General features: G+C 73.9%; 17 protein-coding genes and 1 riboswitch. Of the genes, 5 read left to right on the top strand and 12 right to left on the bottom strand.

Annotated features, from left to right (window positions below):
• Positions 1 to 22: 22 nt before the first annotated feature.
• The 4 genes from AB8735_RS31400 to AB8735_RS31385 all read right to left on the bottom strand — a co-directional run bounded on the left by AB8735_RS31400 (position 23) and on the right by AB8735_RS31385 (position 3,709).
• Complete coding sequence (locus AB8735_RS31400; protein WP_372410972.1) at positions 23 to 1,237, bottom strand: cytochrome P450; 1,215 nt, start codon at positions 1,235 to 1,237, stop codon at positions 23 to 25.
• 132 nt (positions 1,238 to 1,369) lie between these two features.
• Positions 1,370 to 2,584 carry an MAB_1171c family putative transporter gene (locus AB8735_RS31395; protein ID WP_372410971.1) on the bottom strand — a complete coding sequence of 405 codons (1,215 nt, stop codon included), beginning with the start codon at positions 2,582 to 2,584 and terminating at the stop codon, positions 1,370 to 1,372.
• A complete protein-coding gene (locus tag AB8735_RS31390) occupies positions 2,577 to 3,227 on the bottom strand; it encodes a hypothetical protein (RefSeq protein WP_344022154.1) in 651 nt (216 codons plus the stop codon). Before AB8735_RS31390 ends, AB8735_RS31395 begins: the two co-directional genes overlap by 8 nt.
• Positions 3,224 to 3,709 (bottom strand): helix-turn-helix domain-containing protein, encoded by a 486-nt coding sequence (locus tag AB8735_RS31385; protein ID WP_372410968.1) that lies wholly within the window; start codon positions 3,707 to 3,709, stop codon positions 3,224 to 3,226. The genes AB8735_RS31390 and AB8735_RS31385 overlap by 4 nt, the downstream gene beginning before the upstream one ends.
• A 324-nt stretch (positions 3,710 to 4,033) precedes the next feature.
• Between AB8735_RS31385 and AB8735_RS31380 the strand changes: the two genes are divergently transcribed.
• Positions 4,034 to 4,993, top strand: a complete 960-nt coding sequence (locus AB8735_RS31380) for a serine protease (RefSeq protein WP_372410966.1) — start codon at positions 4,034 to 4,036, stop codon at positions 4,991 to 4,993.
• Positions 4,994 to 5,056: 63 nt separating this feature from the next.
• Here the strand turns inward: AB8735_RS31380 and AB8735_RS31375 are convergent, their stop codons facing one another.
• From AB8735_RS31375 to AB8735_RS31365, 3 genes are all read right to left on the bottom strand, one after another.
• A complete protein-coding gene (locus AB8735_RS31375) occupies positions 5,057 to 5,791 on the bottom strand; it encodes a hypothetical protein (protein WP_372410965.1) in 735 nt (244 codons plus the stop codon).
• Positions 5,791 to 7,053, bottom strand: a complete 1,263-nt coding sequence (locus tag AB8735_RS31370; RefSeq protein WP_344022145.1) for a VWA domain-containing protein — start codon at positions 7,051 to 7,053, stop codon at positions 5,791 to 5,793. Before AB8735_RS31370 ends, AB8735_RS31375 begins: the two co-directional genes overlap by 1 nt.
• A gap of 130 nt (positions 7,054 to 7,183) precedes the next feature.
• Positions 7,184 to 7,972 (bottom strand): hypothetical protein, encoded by a 789-nt coding sequence (locus tag AB8735_RS31365; protein ID WP_344022143.1) that lies wholly within the window; start codon positions 7,970 to 7,972, stop codon positions 7,184 to 7,186.
• A gap of 213 nt (positions 7,973 to 8,185) precedes the next feature.
• On the opposite strand from AB8735_RS31365, the gene AB8735_RS31360 reads away from it, so the two are divergent.
• Complete coding sequence (locus AB8735_RS31360) at positions 8,186 to 9,700, top strand: carboxylesterase/lipase family protein (protein WP_372410963.1); 1,515 nt, start codon at positions 8,186 to 8,188, stop codon at positions 9,698 to 9,700.
• 12 nt (positions 9,701 to 9,712) lie between these two features.
• Here AB8735_RS31360 and AB8735_RS31355 read toward each other — a convergent pair whose 3' ends face one another.
• From AB8735_RS31355 to cobN, 5 genes are all read right to left on the bottom strand, one after another.
• A complete protein-coding gene (locus AB8735_RS31355; RefSeq protein ID WP_372410962.1) occupies positions 9,713 to 10,609 on the bottom strand; it encodes an alpha/beta fold hydrolase in 897 nt (298 codons plus the stop codon).
• 213 nt (positions 10,610 to 10,822) lie between these two features.
• Positions 10,823 to 11,638 carry a hypothetical protein gene (locus AB8735_RS31350; protein WP_372410961.1) on the bottom strand — a complete coding sequence of 272 codons (816 nt, stop codon included), beginning with the start codon at positions 11,636 to 11,638 and terminating at the stop codon, positions 10,823 to 10,825.
• The gene (locus tag AB8735_RS31345) at positions 11,635 to 12,522 is read right to left on the bottom strand and encodes an RNA polymerase subunit sigma (RefSeq protein WP_372410960.1); all 888 of its coding nucleotides are present in this window, start codon (positions 12,520 to 12,522) and stop codon (positions 11,635 to 11,637) included. Before AB8735_RS31345 ends, AB8735_RS31350 begins: the two co-directional genes overlap by 4 nt.
• Positions 12,519 to 12,749 carry a hypothetical protein gene (locus tag AB8735_RS31340; RefSeq protein WP_372410957.1) on the bottom strand — a complete coding sequence of 77 codons (231 nt, stop codon included), beginning with the start codon at positions 12,747 to 12,749 and terminating at the stop codon, positions 12,519 to 12,521. Before AB8735_RS31340 ends, AB8735_RS31345 begins: the two co-directional genes overlap by 4 nt.
• Before the next feature lie 390 nt (positions 12,750 to 13,139).
• Positions 13,140 to 16,739, bottom strand: a complete 3,600-nt coding sequence (cobN, locus tag AB8735_RS31335; protein WP_372410955.1) for a cobaltochelatase subunit CobN — start codon at positions 16,737 to 16,739, stop codon at positions 13,140 to 13,142.
• A gap of 138 nt (positions 16,740 to 16,877) precedes the next feature.
• Positions 16,878 to 16,961, bottom strand: a riboswitch (cobalamin riboswitch).
• A 659-nt stretch (positions 16,962 to 17,620) separates the two neighbouring features.
• Here cobN and cobG point away from each other — a divergent pair.
• From cobG to AB8735_RS31320, 3 genes are read left to right on the top strand one after another with little or no spacing between them, the layout of a single operon-like run.
• Positions 17,621 to 18,955 (top strand): precorrin-3B synthase, encoded by a 1,335-nt coding sequence (cobG, locus tag AB8735_RS31330; protein WP_372410953.1) that lies wholly within the window; start codon positions 17,621 to 17,623, stop codon positions 18,953 to 18,955.
• Between the two features lie 53 nt (positions 18,956 to 19,008).
• Positions 19,009 to 19,635, top strand: coding sequence for a precorrin-8X methylmutase (locus tag AB8735_RS31325; RefSeq protein WP_372410951.1), 627 nt, complete (start codon positions 19,009 to 19,011; stop codon positions 19,633 to 19,635).
• Positions 19,632 to 21,137, top strand: coding sequence for a precorrin-2 C(20)-methyltransferase (locus AB8735_RS31320; protein ID WP_372410950.1), 1,506 nt, complete (start codon positions 19,632 to 19,634; stop codon positions 21,135 to 21,137). Before AB8735_RS31325 ends, AB8735_RS31320 begins: the two co-directional genes overlap by 4 nt.
• Positions 21,138 to 21,219: the final 82 nt, after the last annotated feature.

Genomic DNA, 21,219 nt, shown 5'->3' with positions numbered 1-21,219 from the left:
CTCATCAAGGATGGGCCATGCATCAAAAACCTGTTCGTCTTGACGAAATCCCTCGCAGCGGGAGCGAAATCAAGCCACGCGCCCGCACCGTCGGACGCCACGTCAGACTGCCGCGCGGAACAGCAAGTTCCAGCTCGTCGAAGCGGGACAGCAGCGCCTCGACCGCCGTCTCGGCCTCCATGCGGCCGAGCGCCGCACCCAGGCAGTAGTGGATGCCATGGCCCAGCGACAGCTGGCCGGACGCGCCGCGCCGCAGGTCAAGACGGTCGGGGTCGGGGAAGCGGGCGGGGTCGCGGTTGGCGGAGGCCAGGGAGAGGAGGACCGTCTCGCCCGCGGGCACGGTGATGCCGCCGATCTCGACGTCCTCCAGCGGGAAGCGCCGGATGGCCAGCGGAGCGGGCCCGTCCCAGCGGTTGACCTCCTCCACGAGGGCCGGAAGACCGTCCGGATCTTTTCGCAAGGTTGTCAGGAGCCCGGGGTGGTCCAGCAGGGCCAGGACCGTGTTGCCGATGAGGTGCGTGACGTTCTCGTAGCCGGCGAAGAGCAGGAGGAAGGCGAGCGACAGCAGTTCGTCCTCGGAGAGGCGGCCGCCGCCCTCGTCGTCGCGGACGGCGATGAGGTCGGAGAGGAGGTCGTCGGCGGGCGCGGCCCGTTTCGCCGCCAGCAGGCGGGTGACGAAGCGCATCAGGTGACCGACCGCCTCCTTCGCGGCCTCCGGGCGCGCGGGGTCGGGGGCGACCAGCGCGTCGGTCCAGGACCGGAAGTCGGGGCGGTCGTCCCGCGGGACGCCCAGCAGGTCGCACATCACGGCGATGGGCAGCGGCCCGGCGTAGGCGGCGATCAGGTCGAACGTGCCGGAGGCGTCCGCCGCGGCCGCGTCGAGCAGCGCGTCGGCGGCCCGCCGCACCGGCACCCTCAGCTTCTCCACCCGGCCGGGCGTGAACGCCTTGACGACCAGGCGGCGGATGCGGGTGTGGTCCGGCGGGTCCATGTTGAGCAGGTTGGCGTCGAGCGCCGGCGGCAGCGACATCCCGGTGTAATTGCCGGGCGCGGCATGGCGTTTGTCGAGGGAGAGCCGCGGATCGGCGAGGGCCGCGCGCACGTCCTCGTAACGGGTCACCAGCCAGGCCGGTTTGCCGTCCGTGCCCGGGACGCGGTGCACGGGCCCGGCCTCCCGCAGCGCGGCGTAGGTGCCGTGCGGGTCGTCGACGATCGTTCGCACATCGGTGAGTTGCATGGTCCGAGCCTAGGGAGGAACCGGCGCGGGCGGCACCGGGTCCCGTACGCGTACGTACGGGCCCGGCGCCGCCCGGCGCCGCGGGCGGCCGTGACCCCCGTCCATGGCCGCCTCGTTCATGGGGCCCGCGCCTCAGCCGGGCGCGCGGGCCGTGCCGGCCGACCGCAGCTCGTCGAGCACGGAGTCGACCAGCCGGTCGTGGAAGACGTCCGCCACGAGCGCCAGGTGCTCGTGCTCGGCCGCCGGGTCGGTGCCGACGGTCACCACCACGCTGTCCGCGTGCGGATCGGGGACATGGCCGGTGAACCGGTTCGCCAGACCGCGGCGCAGCGCCGCCGCCTCGACGACGGCGGCCGTGCGGGGCTCGGCGAGGCCGGCCGCGTCCGCCCGGCGGCGGGCGATGTCCAGGGCCGCGGGCTCGACATGCCGCCGGACGCCGCGCTGGACGTCACGGATCTCGGCCATCTGCCGGTTGGCCCGCCACTCCAGGTCCGCCAGCGGCCAGCGCCCCGTCCAGCGGGGGCCGCCGATGGTGACCTCGGGGACCTGCTCGGTGACCTCGCGCCACAGCGGGTGCAGCCGGCGCAGACGGCGCCAGGCGGCGGCCCGGGGGCCGGCCGCGGGGAGCGAGAAGCCGAGCAGGACGAGGAGGGCGGCGACGGAAGCGCTCATCGGGGCCACTCCGTTGGAGAGCCAGTACGCGTCGCGGCCCGCCCAGGTGAGCAGGAAGCCGGCCAGCTTGCAGGCGCAGTACAGCAGGCCCAGCCAGCAGCCCGCGGCGAGCGTCCGCAGGCCCTTGGAGAGCCAGGACGGGCCGAGGGTGGCGGCGTAGCGCGGGCACAGGACGCCGAGCCCGGCGAGGCTCGCGCCGAAGATGGCCAGATACAGCGTCAGGAAGGCGACGATCCCGGGGGCGTCGGCGTAGGCGGTGGAGAAGTCCCGCGGGTGCTCGACCGCGTCGGGGCGGCCGAGCGCGAAGCAGACGATCGCGGCCGTCCAGGCGACGGCGACGGCGGCCACGGCCCGCCGGGAGCGGACGACGGCGCGGGCGTGCGCCGCCCGGTCGCCGCGGCTGGTCCAGCGCAGCAGCAGCACGGTCGCGCCGGCGGCGAAGAGGACGACGGCCGAATACAGGAAGACCATCGCGAGGTTGGCCACACCGGTCAGCCGGTCGAAGGCGCGGTAGACGCGGGGCGCGGAGAACAGGAAGACGACGGGTACGCCGGCGGTCATCAGCGCGGTGAGCCCGAGGTCGGTGTTGCCCCGGTCGCGGAACCAGGCGCGGGTCTTGTAGCCGACGATGGCCCAGGTGGCCGCCGACAGGGTCAGGTAGAGTGCGTCAAACACCGCCACCGCCCTCCTCGTCCGCGCGGGCGCGGCGGACGTGTTCGAGCGCGGGGCCGAGGGAGGCGGCCAGGACGGCGGCCCGGCCGGTGAGCGGACGGTCCTCGCCCGGCGGGGGCGGGACGACCTTCTCCATCAGCAGCGTGGCGAGGACCTCGGTCTCGCGCTCGGTGAGGTCGTCGTAGCAGTGGTGGCGGGCGAGGCCCATGGCCAGGCCCATCCGGCGCATGGCGGTGGCGACGTCGACCGAGGGGGTCCACACCTTGAGGGCGTTCTCGGTGACGGTGGGGTCCTGGTCGTGGCCGAGCAGCAGGTGGCCGAGCTCGTGGAGCACGATGTGCGCCTGGTGCCAGGGCGAGGTGCGCAGCTCGTAGACGATCCAGTACGCGTCGTCGGTGGTGGCGGTCATGCCGGAGACCACGCCGTCCAGGCGCATGGGCACGAGGTGGATGGGGCGGCCCACGCGGCGGGCGACGGCCTCGCAGAGGGCGGGCAGACCGGTGCGCGCCGGCAGGGCGAGCTCGTCGATGAGCTGCCCGCAGCGCCGGCGTATCCGCGCCACCCGCATGACCGCACCGTCCTCGTCGTTGGCGTCCTCGGTCCGCCGCCAGTACGTGAAGAGCCGGTCGTCCGCCGCGACGGTCACGGGTGCTCCTCACCGCCCGCCTCGGGCGCGTCGACCGGCAGGTTCATCTGCTGCCGGAACTGACAGATGATCGCGGACAGGCTGTCCTGCACCTCGGGGGGCAGGCCGACCGACCGCAGGGCGATGGAGCGGACCCGCTGGTCGCGCATGGCGGCCAGGAAGCGCACCTCGTCCTCGACCCGGGCGGCCTGCGAGTCGGACAGGCCGCCCATCAGGTAACACACGGGAACGGCGAAGAACTTCGCCAGCGCCCGCAGCACGTCCGGGCTGGGGTTGTTCCGCTTGCCGTTGCGCAGCATCGACAGATACTGCTCGGTCACCGTGACCCCGCCGTACTCCTCCGCGCCCTTGCCGATCTCCTCGGCGACGTACGCGTTGGTGTAGGGCGCTCCCGGTGGATGCATGTTCGCGAACAGGTAGTTGAGCCGTACCGCGAGTGCGCTGCCGGTGTCGTCCGCCGATCCGTCCCCCCTGACCGCCATCCAGTCCCCCGTTCTCGGTGCGGCCCTTCGCGCGGGCATCTCACGGGTGGTTAAGCCCGGGAGGGCCGCGTCGGAAATCCTGTCACGCGCCGACGCCCGGCACTAGTCGGATTCCGGTTACGAGCAGGTCATGACTTAACCAGGAGTTGATGGCTCCCCGGAAGGGCGTTTTCCGGCCAGTGGCCGGCGACCCCCTCGGCCCGGTGGCGGAATACCGGCGTCCTGGTGAATCCTGTCGCGTCCGGCTCTCACCACACCTCTCCCGTCCGTAGGACGATGGCACGCTCACCTCGTATGCGCCCCGCGCACCGGAGAGGAACGCTCATGCGCAGATCCCTCGCCGTAACCGGCCTCGTCACCCTGCTCCTGGGCCTCGCGACCCTCACGCCCCTCACACCCCTCGTGCCCGCACCGTCCGCGTCCGCCGATCCCGGGGAGCGCGCGCTGGCGCTCGCGGCGGACGAGTACTGGACGGCCGAGCGGATGGCCGCGGCCGTCCCGGCGGAGGCCGCGCGCCGTGCTTCGGCGGCCGCCGCCGACGACAACACCGACGTCCCGGCGGCCCGTGCCGTGCCGCCGAGCCGCCCCTTCGACGGACTCCCCCAGGTGGGCACGTTCTTCTGGACCGACGGGCAGAACAAGGGTCGCTTCTGCGGCGGGACGGTCGTCCACAGCCCGTACCGCGACCTGGCGGTCAGCGCGGCGCACTGCCTGCGCCGGCCCGACCCCAAGAAGCGGCTGTCGTTCGTGCCGCAGTACCACGACGGGCTCAAGCCGCACGGGATCTTCCCCGTCGAGGCCATCTACATCGACCAGCGCTACTACGACCTGGGCACGGACGGCGGGGCGCGCTGGGACTACACGGTGGTCCGGCTCGGCGACCGGGACGACGGCACGCCGGTCGAACGCGCCGTCGGCGGCTTCGACCTGGCCTTCCACCCCGGGTACCAGCACAAGGACGTACGGCTGATCGGCTACCCGGGCAGCAGCGACGCCAAGTACCCCAAGCCGATCGACTGCCGCTCCGCGACCCGCCGTTACACCAGCACCGACCCCAAGGCCCCGGGCGACTTCCTGGAGATCCCCTGCGCCGGGTACATCGGCGGCACCTCGGGCGGGCCGTTCCTGATCCGCTCGGGGAACGGGTACGCGCTGATCGGGGTGATCGGGGGCTACCACACCGGCGGCGACACCCCGGACATCTCCTACAGCTCGTACTTCACCGAGGACCTCCTCGATCTGTACGTGGACGCGGTCCACGGCGCGACGCCCGCGGGCAACTGAGACACCTGAGCCTCAGGAACGCCGAAGGCCCTCCCCGGGACCGGGGAGGGCCTTCGGCGTCGCTCAGCGCGAGAAGCGGTGCGGGTGGCGGGTCAGGGTGTACCCGCCGATGGCCAGGAGCGCGCCGAGCACGGCGCCGCCCACGGTCCACAGCCAGCGGTCCGACCACCAGCTGCCCGTCCAGCCGTCCTCGGGTTCGGCGACGGCCCCGGCGTGCAGCGGGGCGCCCAGCTCGCCGCCCTCGGCGTACTTCCCGCCGGCGTCCTCGGCGTTCGCCTCGACCTCGGCGTGGAGCGGCAGGCCCATGTCCTGGTCGGGCCCGTCGACGACGGTGAGACGGACGTAATAGGCGCCCGGCAGCGGGTCGCCGGACCAGCGCTCGGCGTACGGACGGACGACGCGCAGGGTGCAGGTCAGGGTGACCGTGGTGTCCTGCTGCGCCACCTTCTTCGTCTGCTCGCCCTCCGCGCACGCCTGGCGGCGGCGCAGTCCGTCGAAGACGTCCAGCTGCCAGGTGGCCGCGCCGTGGCGGGCGGCCGGCTCGGGCAGCTTCACGGTCGCCTTGGCGGTGGGCCGCTGACCGGCACCGGCCGGGAACTGCCAGTAGAGGTAGTCACCGGTGGTGCCGTCGGCGGTGGCCTTCTGGTCCTGCTTGATCGCGGTGGCGGTGCGGAAGCTGGTGCCGGCCTCGGTCGGGTCGCCGTTCTGGCCGGTGTTCCCGGCCGAGGCGGCGCCCGCCCCGGTGAACAGCGCCGTGGCCGCCAGGAGGGAGGCGGTCAACGCACGTCGGATTCGCATCAGTTCTCCCTCCACACCGCGACGCGCCAGCGGGCCAGCCAGCCCCACAGCAGACCCGCGATCAGACCGGTCACGCCCAGGACCGCGAGCAGCACCCAGCCCCGGCCGAGGCCGAAGGCCGCCAAGTCGGACGGCTTGTCGGGGGACTTGACGAGGTCGACGGCCAGCTCGACGGGCAGGCCCGGGTCGCGCTTGACGTTCGCCGGGGCCGAGAAGGAGCTGGAGACCTCCAGGCAGACGACCTTCGCGTCCTTGTCGTCATCCTTCTTCGCCTTGCTCACCGGGTAGCGCAGACCGGAGGCCATCACATCGGTGCGGCCGCTGCCCGCGTCCGAACCCCGCACCAGCTCCTGGCCGTTCTCGCCGACGGCTCTCACCAGCACGCCGTAGTCGCGGTCCACCTGCCGGTCGGCGCCGACGCTCGCGGCGGCGCGCAACTCCTGGCCCGGCTTGACCTTGACGCGGTACCAGCGGTGCTCGCCGAAGGTCTCGCGGTCGGTCCAGACACCGGCGCCGATCTCGGGCGCGGTGGAGCACTGGTCGGCGCCCTTGGTGGGCCTGGGGGCCTCGTCCACGGGCGTGTCGGAGCGGCGCACCAGCTGCTTGATGCGGCCGGAGAGCTCCTTGGTGTGGCGGACGGTGGTGTAGGTGCCGCCGGTGGCCTCGGCGATGCAGCTGAGCTGCTCGCGGGTCTTGTCGTCGTGGGCCAGGCCGAGCGTGTCGATGGTCAAGTGCGTGCCCTTGGCGGCGAGTTCGCGCGCCACGTCGCACGGGTCGGGCTGGCCGCAGGAGTCCTCGCCGTCGGTGATGAGGACGATGCGGCGGGTGCCGCCGTCGGTGCCCAGGTCCTGGTCGGCGCCGCGCAGGGCGTAGCCGATGGGCGTCCAGCCGGTGGGCTGGAGGGTGGCGACGGCCGCCTTGGCCTCGGTGTGGTCGACCTTGCCGACCGGGTACTCCTGCTTGCTGTCGCGGCAGCCGATCGTCTTGTCGTCACCGGGGTAGTGGGCGCCGAGCGTGCGGATGCCGAGCCGTACCCCTTCCGGAGTGGCGTCGATGACCTCGCCGAACGCCTGCTTGGCGGCCGCCATGCGGGACTGTCCGTCGATGTCGCGGGCACGCATCGAGCCGCTGACGTCCAGTACGAGCTCGACTTTCGGGGAGTCCTTGGAGGGCCCGTCGGCGGCCTGCGCCGGCACGACGCCCCCGGCCAGTGCGGCGAGCAGCGCACAGGCGCCCGCCGCCAGCCGTTTTGTGATGATCATCCGAGGATCCTAGTGACCGACAGGCGGGGGACCCAAAACGGCAGTTGCGGCGGCGGAGGCACGGCGGGGGCGCCCCGGAGCACGGAGGCACCGGGGTGTGCGCGGGGCGCTGCCCTTGCAGGCGTCGCCCTTACAGGGCGTTGCTCGCCCCCGGCTTCTTCAGCTTCTCGACGTCGATGGTCTGGTCGGCCGGCGGGGTCTTCGTCTGCACGGGCTTGTTCCAGTCGGTCAGCCGCACCGTGCTGCCGTCCTTGGAGTTGTCTATCTTCAGCGGGTAGGGGCTGCCGGTGGAGGCGACGCTGATCGTGGTGCCTTCCGCCGAGATCGGAACGACGGGCTGTCCGTCGACCGAGCCGGGCGCCCCCTTCGTGATCTCCTTGCCCGAGTCGCCGCCGGAGCCGATCTTGGCCTGGAGCACCGCCAGGTCGCACGCGGTGGTCATGCCCTTGAGCTTGGGGTCGCTCGCCGGGCCGTGGATGTAACGGCCCTTGAGCAGCTCCGCCGCCTGCGGGCCCGCCTGGGCCTTCCACAGCTTCTCGTCGGCCTTCATCCAGACCTGGTCGCCGACCTTGATGACCTCTGCGGCGCCCTGACTGCCGGAGCCGACCGTGCCGACGCAGTTGCCCTGCTTGTCCATGGCGAGGTCGACGGTCATCGCCTCGCCGCCCTTGGTGCCCGTCACCTTGAACCGCAGCGATGTGGCCGACTGCAGCTCCTTCTTGGCCCGGTCGGATATCTCCTTGCCGGACAGCTTCTCCAGCCCGCCGCCGGCCGGGGCGGCAGGGGACGAAGCGGCCGCCTTGTCGGACTTCTTGTCGTCCGACTTCTTGTCGCCGTCACCGCCCTTGCCGCAGCCGGTCAGGCCCACGACCGCCGCCAGGCCGGCGGCGGCCACCACGATGCCGTACTTTCGCGCCATTTCGGTCGATTCCCCCTGATTCACATTGCCACGCAGAGGAGTTCACCTTACGACCCGGCACTGACAAGGGCTCACGGGCCCGTCGGGTAGGGATCCTCCGACGGGGCCCCGCTGCCCGGAACCGGGCGGGCTCCGTAAAGAACTGGCCGTCGTCCCGGCCCAGCCGTCATGATGGCCGGTGAACGCGTTCTCCCCGCCCGGGAAGGGGCAGCGATGACGACTTCCGCCCACGAGGTCCGCACCGCGGCCGGGACGCTGCGCGGCGGCTCGGAGGAGGGTGTGGCGGTCTTCCGCGGCGTCCCCTTCGCCGAGCCGCCGGTGGGCGCCCTCCGCTTCGCCGCGCCGGTGCCGGCCGAGGGCTGGGACGGTGTGCGCCCGGCGCTGTCGTACGGGCCTCCGCCGCCGCAGGCCGGCGCCCTGGGCATGGACGAGCTGGCGCGGGAGGCGATGGGCACGGACTGGCTGACGGTCAACGTCTGGTCGCCCGAGCCGCGTCCGGGGGCGGGGCTCCCCGTGCTGGTGTGGATCTACGGCGGCGCCTATATCGTCGGCATGTCCGGCCTCCCCGAGACGGACGGGGCCCGCCTCGCGCGGGACGGCGGTGTCGTCGTGGTGACGTTCAACTACCGTGTCGGCATCGAGGGGTTCGCGCACATCGAGGGGGCGCCCGCCAACCGGGGCCTGCTCGACCAGGTGGCGGCGCTGGAGTGGGTGCGCGACAACATCCGGGCCTTCGGGGGCGACCCGGACCGGGTCACGGTCTTCGGCCAGTCGGCGGGCGCGGGATCGATCGCCGCGCTGCTGACGATGGAGCGCGCGGCCGGGCTCTTCCGCCGGGCGGTCGCGCAGAGCGTGCCGAACACGTTCTTCTCCCCCGGGCTCGCCGCCGACATCTCCGCCGCCTTCGCCGCGGAGCTGGGACTGCGGCCCACCGTGGCGGACCTGTCCACCGTGGCCCCGCACCGGCTGCCCGCCGCCGGCGACGCGGTCGCCGCCAAGATGGCCTCCGCGGAACGCTGGGGACAGGCGGGACGGGGGACGATCCCGCTCGCCCCCGTCGTCGACGGCGACGTCCTGCCCGTCGCCCCCTGGCAGGCCCTGGCCGACGGCGCCGGCCGGGACGTGGACCTCCTGGTCGGCCACACCCGGGACGAGCAGCGGCTGCTCTCCCTGATCGACGGCACGCTCGGCCGGGTGACGGAGGAGCAGGCGGAGGCGGCCCTGCGGGCCTTCGCCCCGGGCCCGGACGGCGCCCGCGGCTACCGCGAGGGCTTCCCGGCCGCGGGCCCCGAGGAGCTGTACGAACTGGTCAGGTCCGACTGGCTGTTCCGCATGCCGACCCTCCATCTCGCCACGGCGCAGACCCTCGGCGGCGGACGCGCCCACCTGTACGAGCTGGCCTGGCCCGCCCCCGGGATGGGCGGCGCCCTCGGCGCCTGCCACGGCCTCGACATCCCGCTGGTGTTCGGCAACCTGGACAAGGGGCAGCCCGCCGCACTGTTCGGCGAGCCGCCCTCTGCCGTCGCGGAGGAGGTCTCCGCCCGCATGCGCACCGCGTGGACGTCCTTCGCCGCCCACGGCGACCCCGGCTGGCCCGCGTACGACGACGAGCGCCGCCTCACCCAGGTCTTCGACGCCAGCCCGGCCGTCACCGCCTACCCCGAGGAGGTCTCCCGCCGGCTGTGGCGGGAGCACTCCTTCGGGGCGATGCCGCTGATCGGCGGGTAGCGGCCCGGCGGATCAGACGGTCAGTCCACCGAGGATGCCCGCCACCTCCGCCGACCTGAGCAGGAAGCCGACGTGGCTGGTGTCCAGGGTGTGCACGTCGTACGGATTGCCGGGCGTCAAGGCGTCGCACTCGGCGATCAGGCGGTCCTGCATGGCCACGGGAAGCGACCGGTCCTCGGTGAGACGGATATAGGTGCGGGCGATGGTGCCCCAGGTGTCCGCGTGGCCGCGGGCGTCGGACATCATCACCGCCAGGGACTCGTCCGGCTGCAGGATGTTGAGGAAGGCCCGGAACTGCTCGTCGGTGGCGTCCGCCATCATCGACGCCTTGAGCGCGGCCAGCATGTCCGGGTCGGAGGTGCGGTAGTTGGCCCGGCCGACGCCGAGTGCGGCGGGGTCGCCGACGTTCAGCGCGGCCAGCGGGGCCAGCAGGTTGCCCTCGAACTCGGGCTCCTGCATGTACTCGACGGGGTTGGAGCGCTGCACGCACGACCAGCCGGAGATGTAGACGAGCCGGCTCACCAGATCGGGGACGGCGTTGCCCACGCCGGTGATGGTGGTCCCCCCGAGGCTGGCGCCGACCAGGACCACCGGCCCGTGCGCGGCCACCCGCCGGACGACGTCGACGACCATGTCGACGTTGTCCCGCAGGGTGACCCCGGCCAGTTTCGACGGCTCGGCCGCCCATGCGTCGAGGTCCTGCGGGGCCTGATAGGCGGCCGGGTACTGCGCGTCGAAGCCGTGCCCCGGCAGGTCCACGGCGAGGCTGCGCTGCCCGAGCAGCGCCAGTTCGCGCTGGAGGGGAGTCCACATCGACGAGCTGGTGCACACCCCGTGCACGAGCACGAACGTCGTGTTCGCGTCGCAAGCCCGGCGGGGGAGAGGGGAGTTGGCGGAAGCAGATGTCATACGAGTCGGTCCAATGTCCGGTGGACGGCGGCACGGCGGGCATGGGCGATGAACCGATGCCGGCGCCGTGAGCCGCCGGGGCTGAAGGGAAAACGGGCGCAACTGCCGTCCGGCGCACCGCACTTCGGTGGCCGGACGCAAGCAGGCCGACGGTGGCGGCAGGCTTCTCAGGCGGTCCGCAGGCGGACGAACATGTAGGACATGGGAAGGACCCTACTCGATCATGGATGACCACCGAAAACGATTTATGGGGCGTTCGCCGGGAGCCGGGCGGCGGTCCAGGCGGGGTGTGCCCGGGCCGGTCCGGGCGGGTACGGAGTCGAGGGCCGAGGCCGCGGCGAGGAGGACGGCGAGGCACTCCGCGAAGTGGGGGCCCGGCAGGGGGAGTTCCAGGTCCGGGTGGTCGAGGTGGCCGACCGCGACGGCTTCGGGAACGTACTCCATGACGGCGTCGACGGCTTCCGTACGACGTGGGCGGCCCCACGGGCCGACGAGCCGGCCGAGGATGCGCAGCACGGTGGGGACGCTCGAGTCGGTGCGCAGTACGCCGGCCCCGTCCGGAAGGGTCACCGCCTGCTCGTCGGGCTGTGTGGTGATGCGCATCTGCTCGCGCCACCATTCGGCGGCGTCGTGTTCGCCGAGGGCCAGGTGGTGCAGGTAGAGGCAGTAGGTGGCGACGTCGTCACCGGCGCCGGACGCGTACTGCCACCAGAAGCGGCTGCTGTCGTCGGCGGCGTTGAGCTGGAGGATGCAGCCGACGACGAGGGCTCCGCGCGGTTCGGGGAGCTCCTCGGTGAGGAAGTCCCGCAGCGAGGTGGCGGCGGTGTGCGTGACGACGGTCTCGCAGAGGATGTGCAGGTCATGCACGGCCGCGGGGGTCGTCCCATGGTGACCGCCCGCCTCCGGCGCGAACCACAGGGCCGGCTCGTCGTCCTCCCGGGGTGCGGTGCCGGAGGGCACGATGTCGGGCCGGGGGCGCGGGTCGTCGCGCAGCAGGGCACGGACGAGGAGATCGTCGATCGGGGTCACGAGTGGTTCTCTCCGGGGTCGAAGGATGCGGTCAAGGAGCGCTTGGCGTGGCGTTCGGCCGACCGTATGAGGGCCTGGGGGGCTCCGAGCACGTCGGCGACCCGGTTGTCGTCCAGCCCGCGCAGATACCTGAGGACGATGACGTCCAGCTGGAAGTCCGGCAGCCGGCCGATGGCCCGGAAGAGGGCCAGCGACTCCTCGATCTGTGCGAACTGTCCGTCGAACGGGGCCTGTTGGAGCGCGATGGTGTCGAACGCCGCGGTTTCGAGCCGGGGGCGGCCGTCGATGCGGGAGGCCCGGGCCATGACCCTGCGGCGCAGGACCTGCCAGGCGAATTTCTCGACGTTCGCGCTCCTCAGCACCTCCTGCCAGCGCAGCCACAGGATGTCGAACACCTCGTCGACGGTGCGTGCGGCATCCGTGGGGCCCAGGAAGACCTTGGCGTAGGACGCGTAGGCGCCGTGGTGGTTCTCGGCGAAGGCCCGGTGGTCGACCGGCGGCAGCCCGGGACCGGCGGAGAGGACCACCCTCTTCACGCAACCGTTCACCCACTCCGGCTTCTTGTGCGCCTCGAGCGCCGCGACGCTCCACAGGCGGCGCATCGGCCAGGCGGGCATGCCCAGGACGTGCAGCACTCCGTAGGTGAGCTCCCAGCTGGGGTAGAGCCCTACGCCGCGCAGGAGTTCGGACACCTTGGACTTCGACCACCCGGCTTTCCGGGCCAGTTCGCCGACCGTCAGGCCGCTGGCGAAGTACTGGTCGCGGACCGGCTCCAGCCAGTCCCGGTGCGCGGCACCCACCCCGGCGGCGATCGGCCCGAGCTTCCGTCCCGGCCGGCCCAGCGGGTCGTCACCGCCGTCGGGCGGCCCGGCCTCGGCCGTCACCGCGGTTCCCCGGCGCTGTCGCGCGTGTCGTCCCCGGGGGCCGTCGGCGCCCTGCCACCCGTCCTGGTACCGGCCGTCGCGGCCTGGACGATCTGCTGCACCAGCAGTCCGAGCGACGGCACGAGCGTGGCGATCGCGGCGGTCTGCCCCAGCGTGACCATCACCACGCTCCACGCGAGGACCGTCGTCACCACGGCGATGACCGCCCAGATCAGTTTCATGCCCATGAGGCATCTTTCCTCCGCACATGTCCGGAAGGGGTCCCCGAGGCGCAGTGCCGTTGCGCCCGTCGGGGTGACAGGGACGACAGCATGGAGGGGCGCGGCCGCCTACGCCATGTGATCGCGGAATCACGGAACATTGGAGCGGGAGGCGCACGCGCCGGCCCAACCTACGAACACTTCCGCACAATCGCCCTTCGAGGAGGGGGAATTCCCTCTTTCCCTTGCACCCCCGAGCGGTCACCCCACTCTGGGGACACGGGCGCCTTCGGGCGTTCCGTTCCCTTCCCGTCCGGAAGGCCGCGGCCCCCGGTGCCGAGACGAAACGGGGGCCGCGTACGACCGGTGCCCGGCCGACGTCGTCGGCCGGGCACCGGGTTCCATGCGGAAGGACGGTTACTCCTCGTCCTCCCCGCCCTCCAGCTCGCCCTCCGTCTCCAGGAACACCTGGCGCAGGGCCTCCAGCGTCTCCGCGTCCGGCTTGGCCCACATGCCGCGGCTCTCCGCCTCCAGGAGGCGTTCGGCGATGCCGTGCAGGGCCCAGGGGTTGGCCTCCTGGAGGAAGGCGCGGTTCTCCTCGTCGAGGACGTACGTCTGGGTGAGCTTGTCGTACATCCAGTCGGGGACGACGCCGGTGGTGGCGTCGTAGCCGAACAAGTAGTCCACCGTGGCGGCGAGTTCGAAGGCGCCCTTGTAGCCGTGGCGGCGCATCGCCTCGATCCAGCGGGGGTTGACCACGCGGGCGCGGAAGACGCGCGAGGTCTCCTCGACCAGGGTGCGGGTGCGGACCGTCTCCGGGCGGGTGGAGTCGCCGATGTACGCGGCGGGGGCGGTGCCCTTGAGCGCGCGGACGGTGGCCACCATGCCGCCGTGGTACTGGAAGTAGTCGTCGGAGTCCGCGATGTCGTGTTCGCGGGTGTCGGTGTTCTTGGCGGCGACCGCGATGCGCTTGTAGGCCGTCTCCATCTCCGCGCGGGCCGGGCGGCCTTCGAGGCCGCGGCCGTAGGCGTAGCCGCCCCAGACGGTGTAGACCTCGGCGAGGTCCGCGTCGGTGCGCCAGTCGCGGCTGTCGATGAGTTGGAGGAGGCCCGCGCCGTAGGTCCCGGGGCGGGAGCCGAAGATGCGGGTGGTGGCGCGGCGTTCGTCGCCGTGCTCGGCGAGGTCGGCCTGGGCGTGGGCGCGGACGTAGTTCTGCTCGGAGGGCTCGTCGAGGGAGGCGGCGAGGCGTACGGCGTCGTCCAGCAGGCCGATCACATGCGGGAAGGCGTCGCGGAAGAAGCCGCTGATGCGGAGGGTGACGTCGACGCGGGGGCGGCCCAACTCGTCGAGGGGGATGGCCTCCAGGCCCGTGACGCGGCGGGAGGCGTCGTCCCAGACCGGGCGGATGCCCAGCAGGGCGAGCGCCTCCGCGACGTCGTCGCCCGCGGTGCGCATCGCGCTGGTGCCCCAGAGGGACAGGCCGACGGACTCGGGCCAGCGGCCCTCGTCGGTGCGGTAGCGCTCCAGCAGCGAGTCGGCCAGCGCCTGGCCGGTCTCCCAGGCGAGGCGGCTGGGGACGGCCTTGGGGTCGACGGAGTAGAAGTTACGGCCGGTCGGGAGGACGTTGACCAGGCCGCGCAGGGGGGAGCCGGAGGGGCCCGCCGGGACGAAGCCGCCGGCGAGGGCGTGCACGGCGTGGGCGAGCTCGTCCGTCGTGGCGGCGAGGCGCGGGACGACCTCGCGGGCGGCGAACTCCAGGATCGCGGCGACCTGTTCGCCGTGCTCGGCGGGGATCGCGGACGGGTCCCAGTCCGCGTCCTCCATGGCCTGCACCAGGGCGCGGGCCTTCGCCTCCGCCTCGTCGGCGGTGGTGCGGGTGGCGGCGGACTCGTCCAGGCCGAGCGCCTCGCGCAGTCCGGGCAGGGCGGTGGTGCCGCCCCAGATCTGCCGGGCGCGCAGGATGGCCAGGACCAGGTTGACGCGGTCGGCGCCGGTGGGCGCGCCGCCGAGGACGTGCAGGCCGTCGCGGATCTGGGCGTCCTTGACCTCGCACAGCCAGCCGTCGACGTGCAGGAGGAAGTCGTCGAAGCCGTCGTCCTCCGGGCGGTCCTGCATGCCGAGGTCGTGGTCGAGCTTGGCGGCCTGGATCAGGGTCCAGATCTGGGCGCGGATCGCGGGGAGCTTGGCCGGGTCCATGGACGAGATCTGGGCGTACTCGTCGAGGAGTTGCTCCAGGCGCGCGATGTCGCCGTAGGAGTCGGCGCGGGCCATCGGCGGCACGAGGTGGTCCACGAGCGTGGCGTGCGCGCGGCGCTTGGCCTGGGTGCCCTCGCCGGGGTCGTTGACGAGGAACGGGTAGACGAGCGGGAGGTCGCCGAGGGCGGCGTCGGGGCCGCAGGCGGCGGACAGGCCGGCGTTCTTGCCGGGCAGCCACTCCAGGTTGCCGTGCTTGCCCAGGTGGATCATCGCGTCGGCGCCGAAGCCGCCGTCCTCCCGGGCGGCCGCGATCCAGCGGTAGGCGGCCAGGTAGTGGTGGGAGGGGGGCAGGTCGGGGTCGTGGTAGATGGCGATGGGGTTCTCGCCGAAGCCGCGCGGGGGCTGGATGAGGATCAGCAGGTTGCCGCGGCGCAGGGCGGCGAGGACGATGTCGCCCTCGGGGTTGTGGGTGCGGTCCACGAACATCTCGCCGGGCGCCGGGCCCCAGTGCTCCTCGACGGACTCCCGCAGCTCGGCGGGGAGTTCGGCGTACCAGCGGCGGTAGTCGGCGGCCGGGATACGGACGGGGTTGCGGGCGAGCTGCTCCTCCGTGAGCCACTCCTGGTCGTGGCCGCCGGCCTCGATCAGGGCGTAGATCAGCTCGTCGCCGTCGCCGGAGGCGAGGCCGGGGACGTCTTCCGTGCCGAAGTCGTAGCCCTCCTCGCGGAGGCGGCGCAGCAGGGCCACGGCGCTGGCGGGGGTGTCGAGGCCGACGGCGTTGCCGATGCGGGAGTGCTTGGTGGGGTACGCGGAGAGGACGAGCGCGATCCGCTTCTCGGCGGCCGGGATGTGGCGGAGGCGGGCGTGGCGGACGGCGATCCCGGCGACGCGGGCGGCGCGTTCGGCGTCGGCGACGTAGGCGGGCAGACCGTCCTCGTCGACCTCCTTGAAGGAGAACGGGACGGTGATGATGCGGCCGTCGAACTCCGGGACGGCGACCTGGGTCGCGGAGTCGAGCGGGGAGAGCCCCTCGTCGTTCTCCTCCCACGCGCTGCGCGAGCCGGTCAGGCACAGCGCCTGGAGGACGGGCACGTCGAGGGAGGCCAGCGCGCCGGCGTCCCACGACTCGTCGTCCCCGCCGGCCGACGCCTCGGCCGGCTTGGTGCCGCCCGCGGCGAGGACGGTCGTGACGACGGCGTCGGCCCCGCGCAGGGCCTCGATCAGCTCCGGCTCCGGGGCGCGCAGGGAGGCGACGTACAGCGGGAGCGCCTGCCCGCCGGCGTCCTCGACCGCGCCGCAGAGGGCCTCCACGAAGGCGGTGTTGCCGCTCATGTGGTGGGCGCGGTAGTAGAGCACGGCGATCTTCGGGCCGCTCGCGCCCGGCTTGGGGGTGCGCTCCAGCTCGCCCCAGGCGGGGGCGGCGGCCGGCGGCTCGAAGCCGTGGCCGGTGAGGAGGACGGTGTCGGAGAGGAAGCGGGCGAGCTGTTCGAGGTTGGCGGGGCCGCCGTGGGCGAGGTAGGCGTGCGCCTCGGCCGCGATGCCGACGGGGACGGTGGACGCCTCCATCAGCTGGGCGTCCGGGGCCTGTTCGCCGGTGAGGACGACGACGGGCCGGTCGCCGGCGAGCAGGATGTCGAGCCCCTCCTGCCAGGCCCGGACGCCGCCGAGGAGCCGGACGACGACGAGCTCGGCGCCCTCCAGGAGGGCGGGCAGCTCGTCGAGCGGGAGGCGGGCGGGGTTGGCGAGCCGGTACGGGACCGGGCCTTCGGCCGCGCGGGCACTGAGCAGGTCGGTGTCGGACGTCGACAGGAGAAGGATCACGCGGCGCTCCCGGGTGCGTGTGCGTCTGACGCGTACGCGTCTGCGTCGTGGGTCGCCCGGGGTGCGCGGCACCGGTATGTGCGCATGCTGCGGCTGGCCTTCCTCGGGGTCCGCGCCCCGGGCGGTGGGTGACGGCGGGAGTTCCTGACTCTGCGCGTCGGCACGGGTGTGCTTGCTGCGCTCACAGTGGCGGGACCGTGCCGGAGTTACGCCGGCTTCCTCCCCTGGTGCCGTCTTGGCCTCGCCATCTTAGCGATCTCCTCGGCGGGGGCCGAGGGGGGTTTACTGCCCCTGCCCCGCCCTTTCACCGTTTCTTCCGGGGCTCCGCCCCTCGGCCCGGCACCGCGCTGCCGCGCGGTGGGCGGGGCTGCGCCCCTGCGCCCCGGCGGGGGCTGCGCCCCCTGCACCCCTGCTTCCGGGGCTCCGCCCCTGGCCCCCGTCTGTCGCGGCTTCGCCGCTCGTCCTCAAGCGCCGGACGGGCTGGATCGGCGCGCCACTTCAGCCCGTCCGGCGCTTGAGGACTCCGCCCGAAGGGCGGATGGGGTCCGGGGTCTCCCCGGAAGAAACGGTGAAAGGGCGGGACCGGGGCACACACCCAGCCCGCCCGGCGCCTGAGGACAGCGCCCGAAGGGCGCTTCAGGGGGGCCAGGGGCGCAGCCCCGGTCAGGGGCCCAACGGGCGCGACCCAAGCGGGGCCGGCAGGCGCAACCCGAGCGGGGGCCAGGGGGCGAAGCCCCCGGTGGGGCGCAGGGGCGAAGCCCCGCCACCGCCCGGAGGGCGGTCCGGGTCCGGGGCCCCGCCCCGGGGAAACGGCGAAAGGGCGGGACCGGGGCACATCCCCCTCCGGACACCCCCCGCACCGCCGTCGTATGCTCGCCGCCATGCCCGCCCCCACCCCCTCCCCCGGCGAATCCCCCACCGAACCCCCCGCCCCCGGCACCGGCCGCGACCGCGGTGACGCCTGTCCCGGCGCGCTCCGGCTGCACTCCGCCGACGACGGGTTCCTGGCCCGTGTCCGGCTGCCGGGCGGGATTCTGACGGGGCGTCAGGCCGACGAGCTGGGCGCCCTCGCCGAGGAGATGGGCGACGGGCACCTCGACCTCACCTCCCGGGGCAACGTGCAGCTGCGCGGCCTCGCCGCGACCTGCGGCGGCGGTCTCGGCGGGCGGCTGCGCGCCGCCGGGCTGCTGCCCTCCGACCGGCACGAGCGCGTGCGGAACGTCGTCGCCTCCCCGCTGTCCGGCCTCGACGGCAACGGCCGTGCGGACACCCGCACTTGGGCCCGCGCCCTGGACGCGCTGCTGTGCGCGGACCCCGCCGTGACCGCCCTCTCCGGGCGTTTCCTCTTCGGTCTCGACGACGGCCGCGGCGACATCATCGCCCTCGCGCCCGATGTGACATTGATCGCAACCGCCGGGGGTGCCGTCCTCCGCTGCGGCGACGACCCCGACGGGCTGCGGGTCGACGGCGCCGACGCGCCCCGCGCCGCCCTCCTCGCCGCTCTCCACTTCCTCGACGCCGTGCGCCGGCTCGGCACCGGCTCCTGGCGCGTGCGCGAACTGCCGCCCGGGAGCCGTGCCGGACTGGCCGGGCGGCTCGCCGCGGCCGGCATCCCCGCCGTCCCCGTACCGTTCCCGCCCGGGACCGCCCCGGAGCCCCCCGCCCCCGGCCCGGTCCCCGGCCCGGACGGCCGCACCGCCCTGTCCGTCGGCGCCCCGCTCGGGCGGCTGACCGTCGCCCAGTGGCGGCTGCTCGCGCGTACCGCCGCCGAACACGGCGACGGCGAGCTGCGCGTGACGCCCTGGCGCGGCGTCGTCGTCCCGGGCCTCGCCGCCGCGCACGCGGAAGCGCGGCTCGCCGAGCTCGCCGCGGCCGGCCTGGTGACCGACGCCGCCTCCCCCTGGCACCGCGCGGGCGCCTGCGCCGGCCGCCCCGGCTGCGCCAAGTCCCTCGCGGATGTGCGCGCCGACGCGGGCGCCGCCCTCGCGGGCGCGCGCCCTTCCCGGACGGAAACCCTGCCGGTGTACTGGTCGGGGTGCGAGCGGCGCTGCGGCCGGCCCGGCGGCGGCCGCTGGGTCGATGTCCTGGCGACCGATGACGGCTACCGGGTGGCCGTACGGGACGAAGGCCGCGAAATGCCCGGTTCGGTGCGGCCGGTGGCCCCGGGCGGCGGCCTGCCGGCCACCGTGGCCGCGGCCCGTACCGTGACGACCTGACGACGTGACGACAGATTCCCCGAGCAAGTCCAGCTAGCGAGGCAAAGGCAACAGTGTTCGACTACGACAAGGACGGCGCGTCCATCTACCGCCAGTCCTTCGCCACCATCCGCGCCGAGGCCGACCTCGGCGGCCTGCCGCCGGACGTCTCCCGGGTGGCGGTGCGCATGATCCACGCCTGTGGGATGACCGACCTGGTGAAGGACCTGGCGTACTCCCCGGACGTGGTGGCCCGCGCCCGCGGGGCGATGCTGGCGGGCGCGCCGATCCTGTGCGACGCGAACATGGTCGCCAGCGGCGTCACCCGCAAGCGGCTCCCGGCGGACAACGAGGTGCTGTGCACGCTCGCCGACCCGGCCGTCGCGGAGCTGGCGCGGCGCATGGGCACCACGCGCAGCGCCGCCGCGCTGGAGCTGTGGCGGGAGAAGCTGGACGGTGCGGTGGTGGCGGTCGGCAATGCGCCGACGGCGCTGTTCCGGCTGCTGGAGATGGTCGCGGAGGGGGCGCCCCGGCCCGCGGCCGTGCTCGGCATCCCGGTCGGCTTCATCGGCGCGGCCGAGTCCAAGGACGCGCTGGCCGAGAGCCCCCTGGGGCTGGAGTACCTGGTGGTGCGCGGACGGCGCGGCGGCAGCGCCATGGCCGCGGCCGCGATCAACGCGATAGCGAGCGAGGAAGAGTGAGCGAGAACCAGACCACGGGACGGCTGTACGGGGTGGGGCTCGGCCCCGGGGACCCGTCGCTGATGACGCTGCGGGCCGTCGAGTGCATCGCCGCGGCCGACGTCGTCGCGTACCACAGCGCCCGGCACGGCCGCAGCATCGCGCGCTCCATCGCCGAACGCCACCTGCGCGCGGACCACATCGAGGAGCCGCTGGTCTACCCGGTCACCACGGAGACCACCGACCACCCCGGCGGTTACCGCGGGGCGATGGAGGAGTTCTACGAGGAGGCCGCCGCCCGGCTGGCCGCGCACCTGGACGCCGGGCGCACGGTCGCGGTACTGGCCGAGGGCGACCCGCTCTTCTACAGCTCGTACATGCACATGCACAAGCGGCTGGCCCACCGCTACCCGACCGAGGTGGTCCCCGGGGTCACCTCGGTCAGCGCCGCCGCCGCCCGGCTCGGCGAACCCCTGGTGGAGGGCGAGGAGATCCTCACCGTCCTGCCGGGCACGCTCCCGGAGGAGGAGCTCGCGGCGCGCCTCGCCGCCACCGACTCCGCGGTGGTGATGAAGCTCGGCCGCACCTTCCCCGCGGTGCGCGGCGCGCTGGAGAAGGCCGGCCGGCTGGACGAGGCGCGGTATGTCGAGCGCGCCACGATGAGCGGCGAACGCACCGGCCGGCTCGCGGAGATCGACCCGGAGTCGGTGCCGTACTTCTCGGTGGCCGTGCTGCCGAGCCGCGTCGACGCCGAGCCGGCGGCCTCGCGCGGCGAGGTGGTCGTCGTCGGGCTCGGCCCGGCGGGGCCGCGGTGGCTCACGCCCGAGGCGCGCGGTGAACTGGCCGCCGCCCAGGACGTCGTGGGCTACAGCACCTACGTCGACCGCGTCCCGGTCCGTCCGGGCCAGCGCCGGCACCCCTCCGACAACAAGGTGGAGTCGGAGCGCGCCGAGTTCGCCCTCGACCTGGCCCGGCAGGGCCGTCGCGTCGCCGTCGTCTCCTCCGGCGACCCGGGCGTCTTCGCCATGGCCTCCGCCGTGCTGGAGGTCGCCTCCGGGGACCCGTACCGCGAGGTGCCGGTGCGGATCGTGCCCGGCATGACCGCCGCGCACGCGGCGGCGTCCCGCGCGGGCGCGCCGCTGGGCCACGACTACGCGGTGGTGTCCCTCTCCGACCGGCTCAAGCCCTGGGAGGTCATCGCGGACCGGCTGCGCGCCGCGGCCGGGGCCGATCTGGTCCTCGCGCTCTACAACCCCGGCTCCCGCAGCCGGATCTGGCAGGTGGGCAAGGCCCGCGACCTGCTCCTGGAGCACCGCTCCCCGCAGACGCCGGTGGTCCTCGGCCGGGACGTCGGGGGCCCGGAGGAGAGCGTGCGCGTCGTCCGGCTCGGCGAACTCGACCCGGAACAGGTGGACATGCGCACCATCCTGATCGTGGGCTCCTCGCAGACGCAGGTGGTGCGCCGGGGCGAGGGCGGCGGCGAGGAGATCGTCTGGACGCCCCGCCGGTACCCGGAGGCGTAGGGGGCACGGGAGGGGCGGCGGGGGCGTTCGCGGGCGTTCCGCCCGACTCCCCCGCCCCTCGGGCCGGTTCGCGAATCCGGTT

This window comes from Streptomyces luteireticuli, from assembly GCF_041519305.1.
Classification (GTDB): Bacteria; Actinomycetota; Actinomycetes; order Streptomycetales; family Streptomycetaceae; genus Streptomyces; species Streptomyces luteireticuli.
The sequence above is the reverse complement of the archived record's forward strand: the minus strand, read 5'-3'. Positions and strand labels throughout refer to the sequence as shown.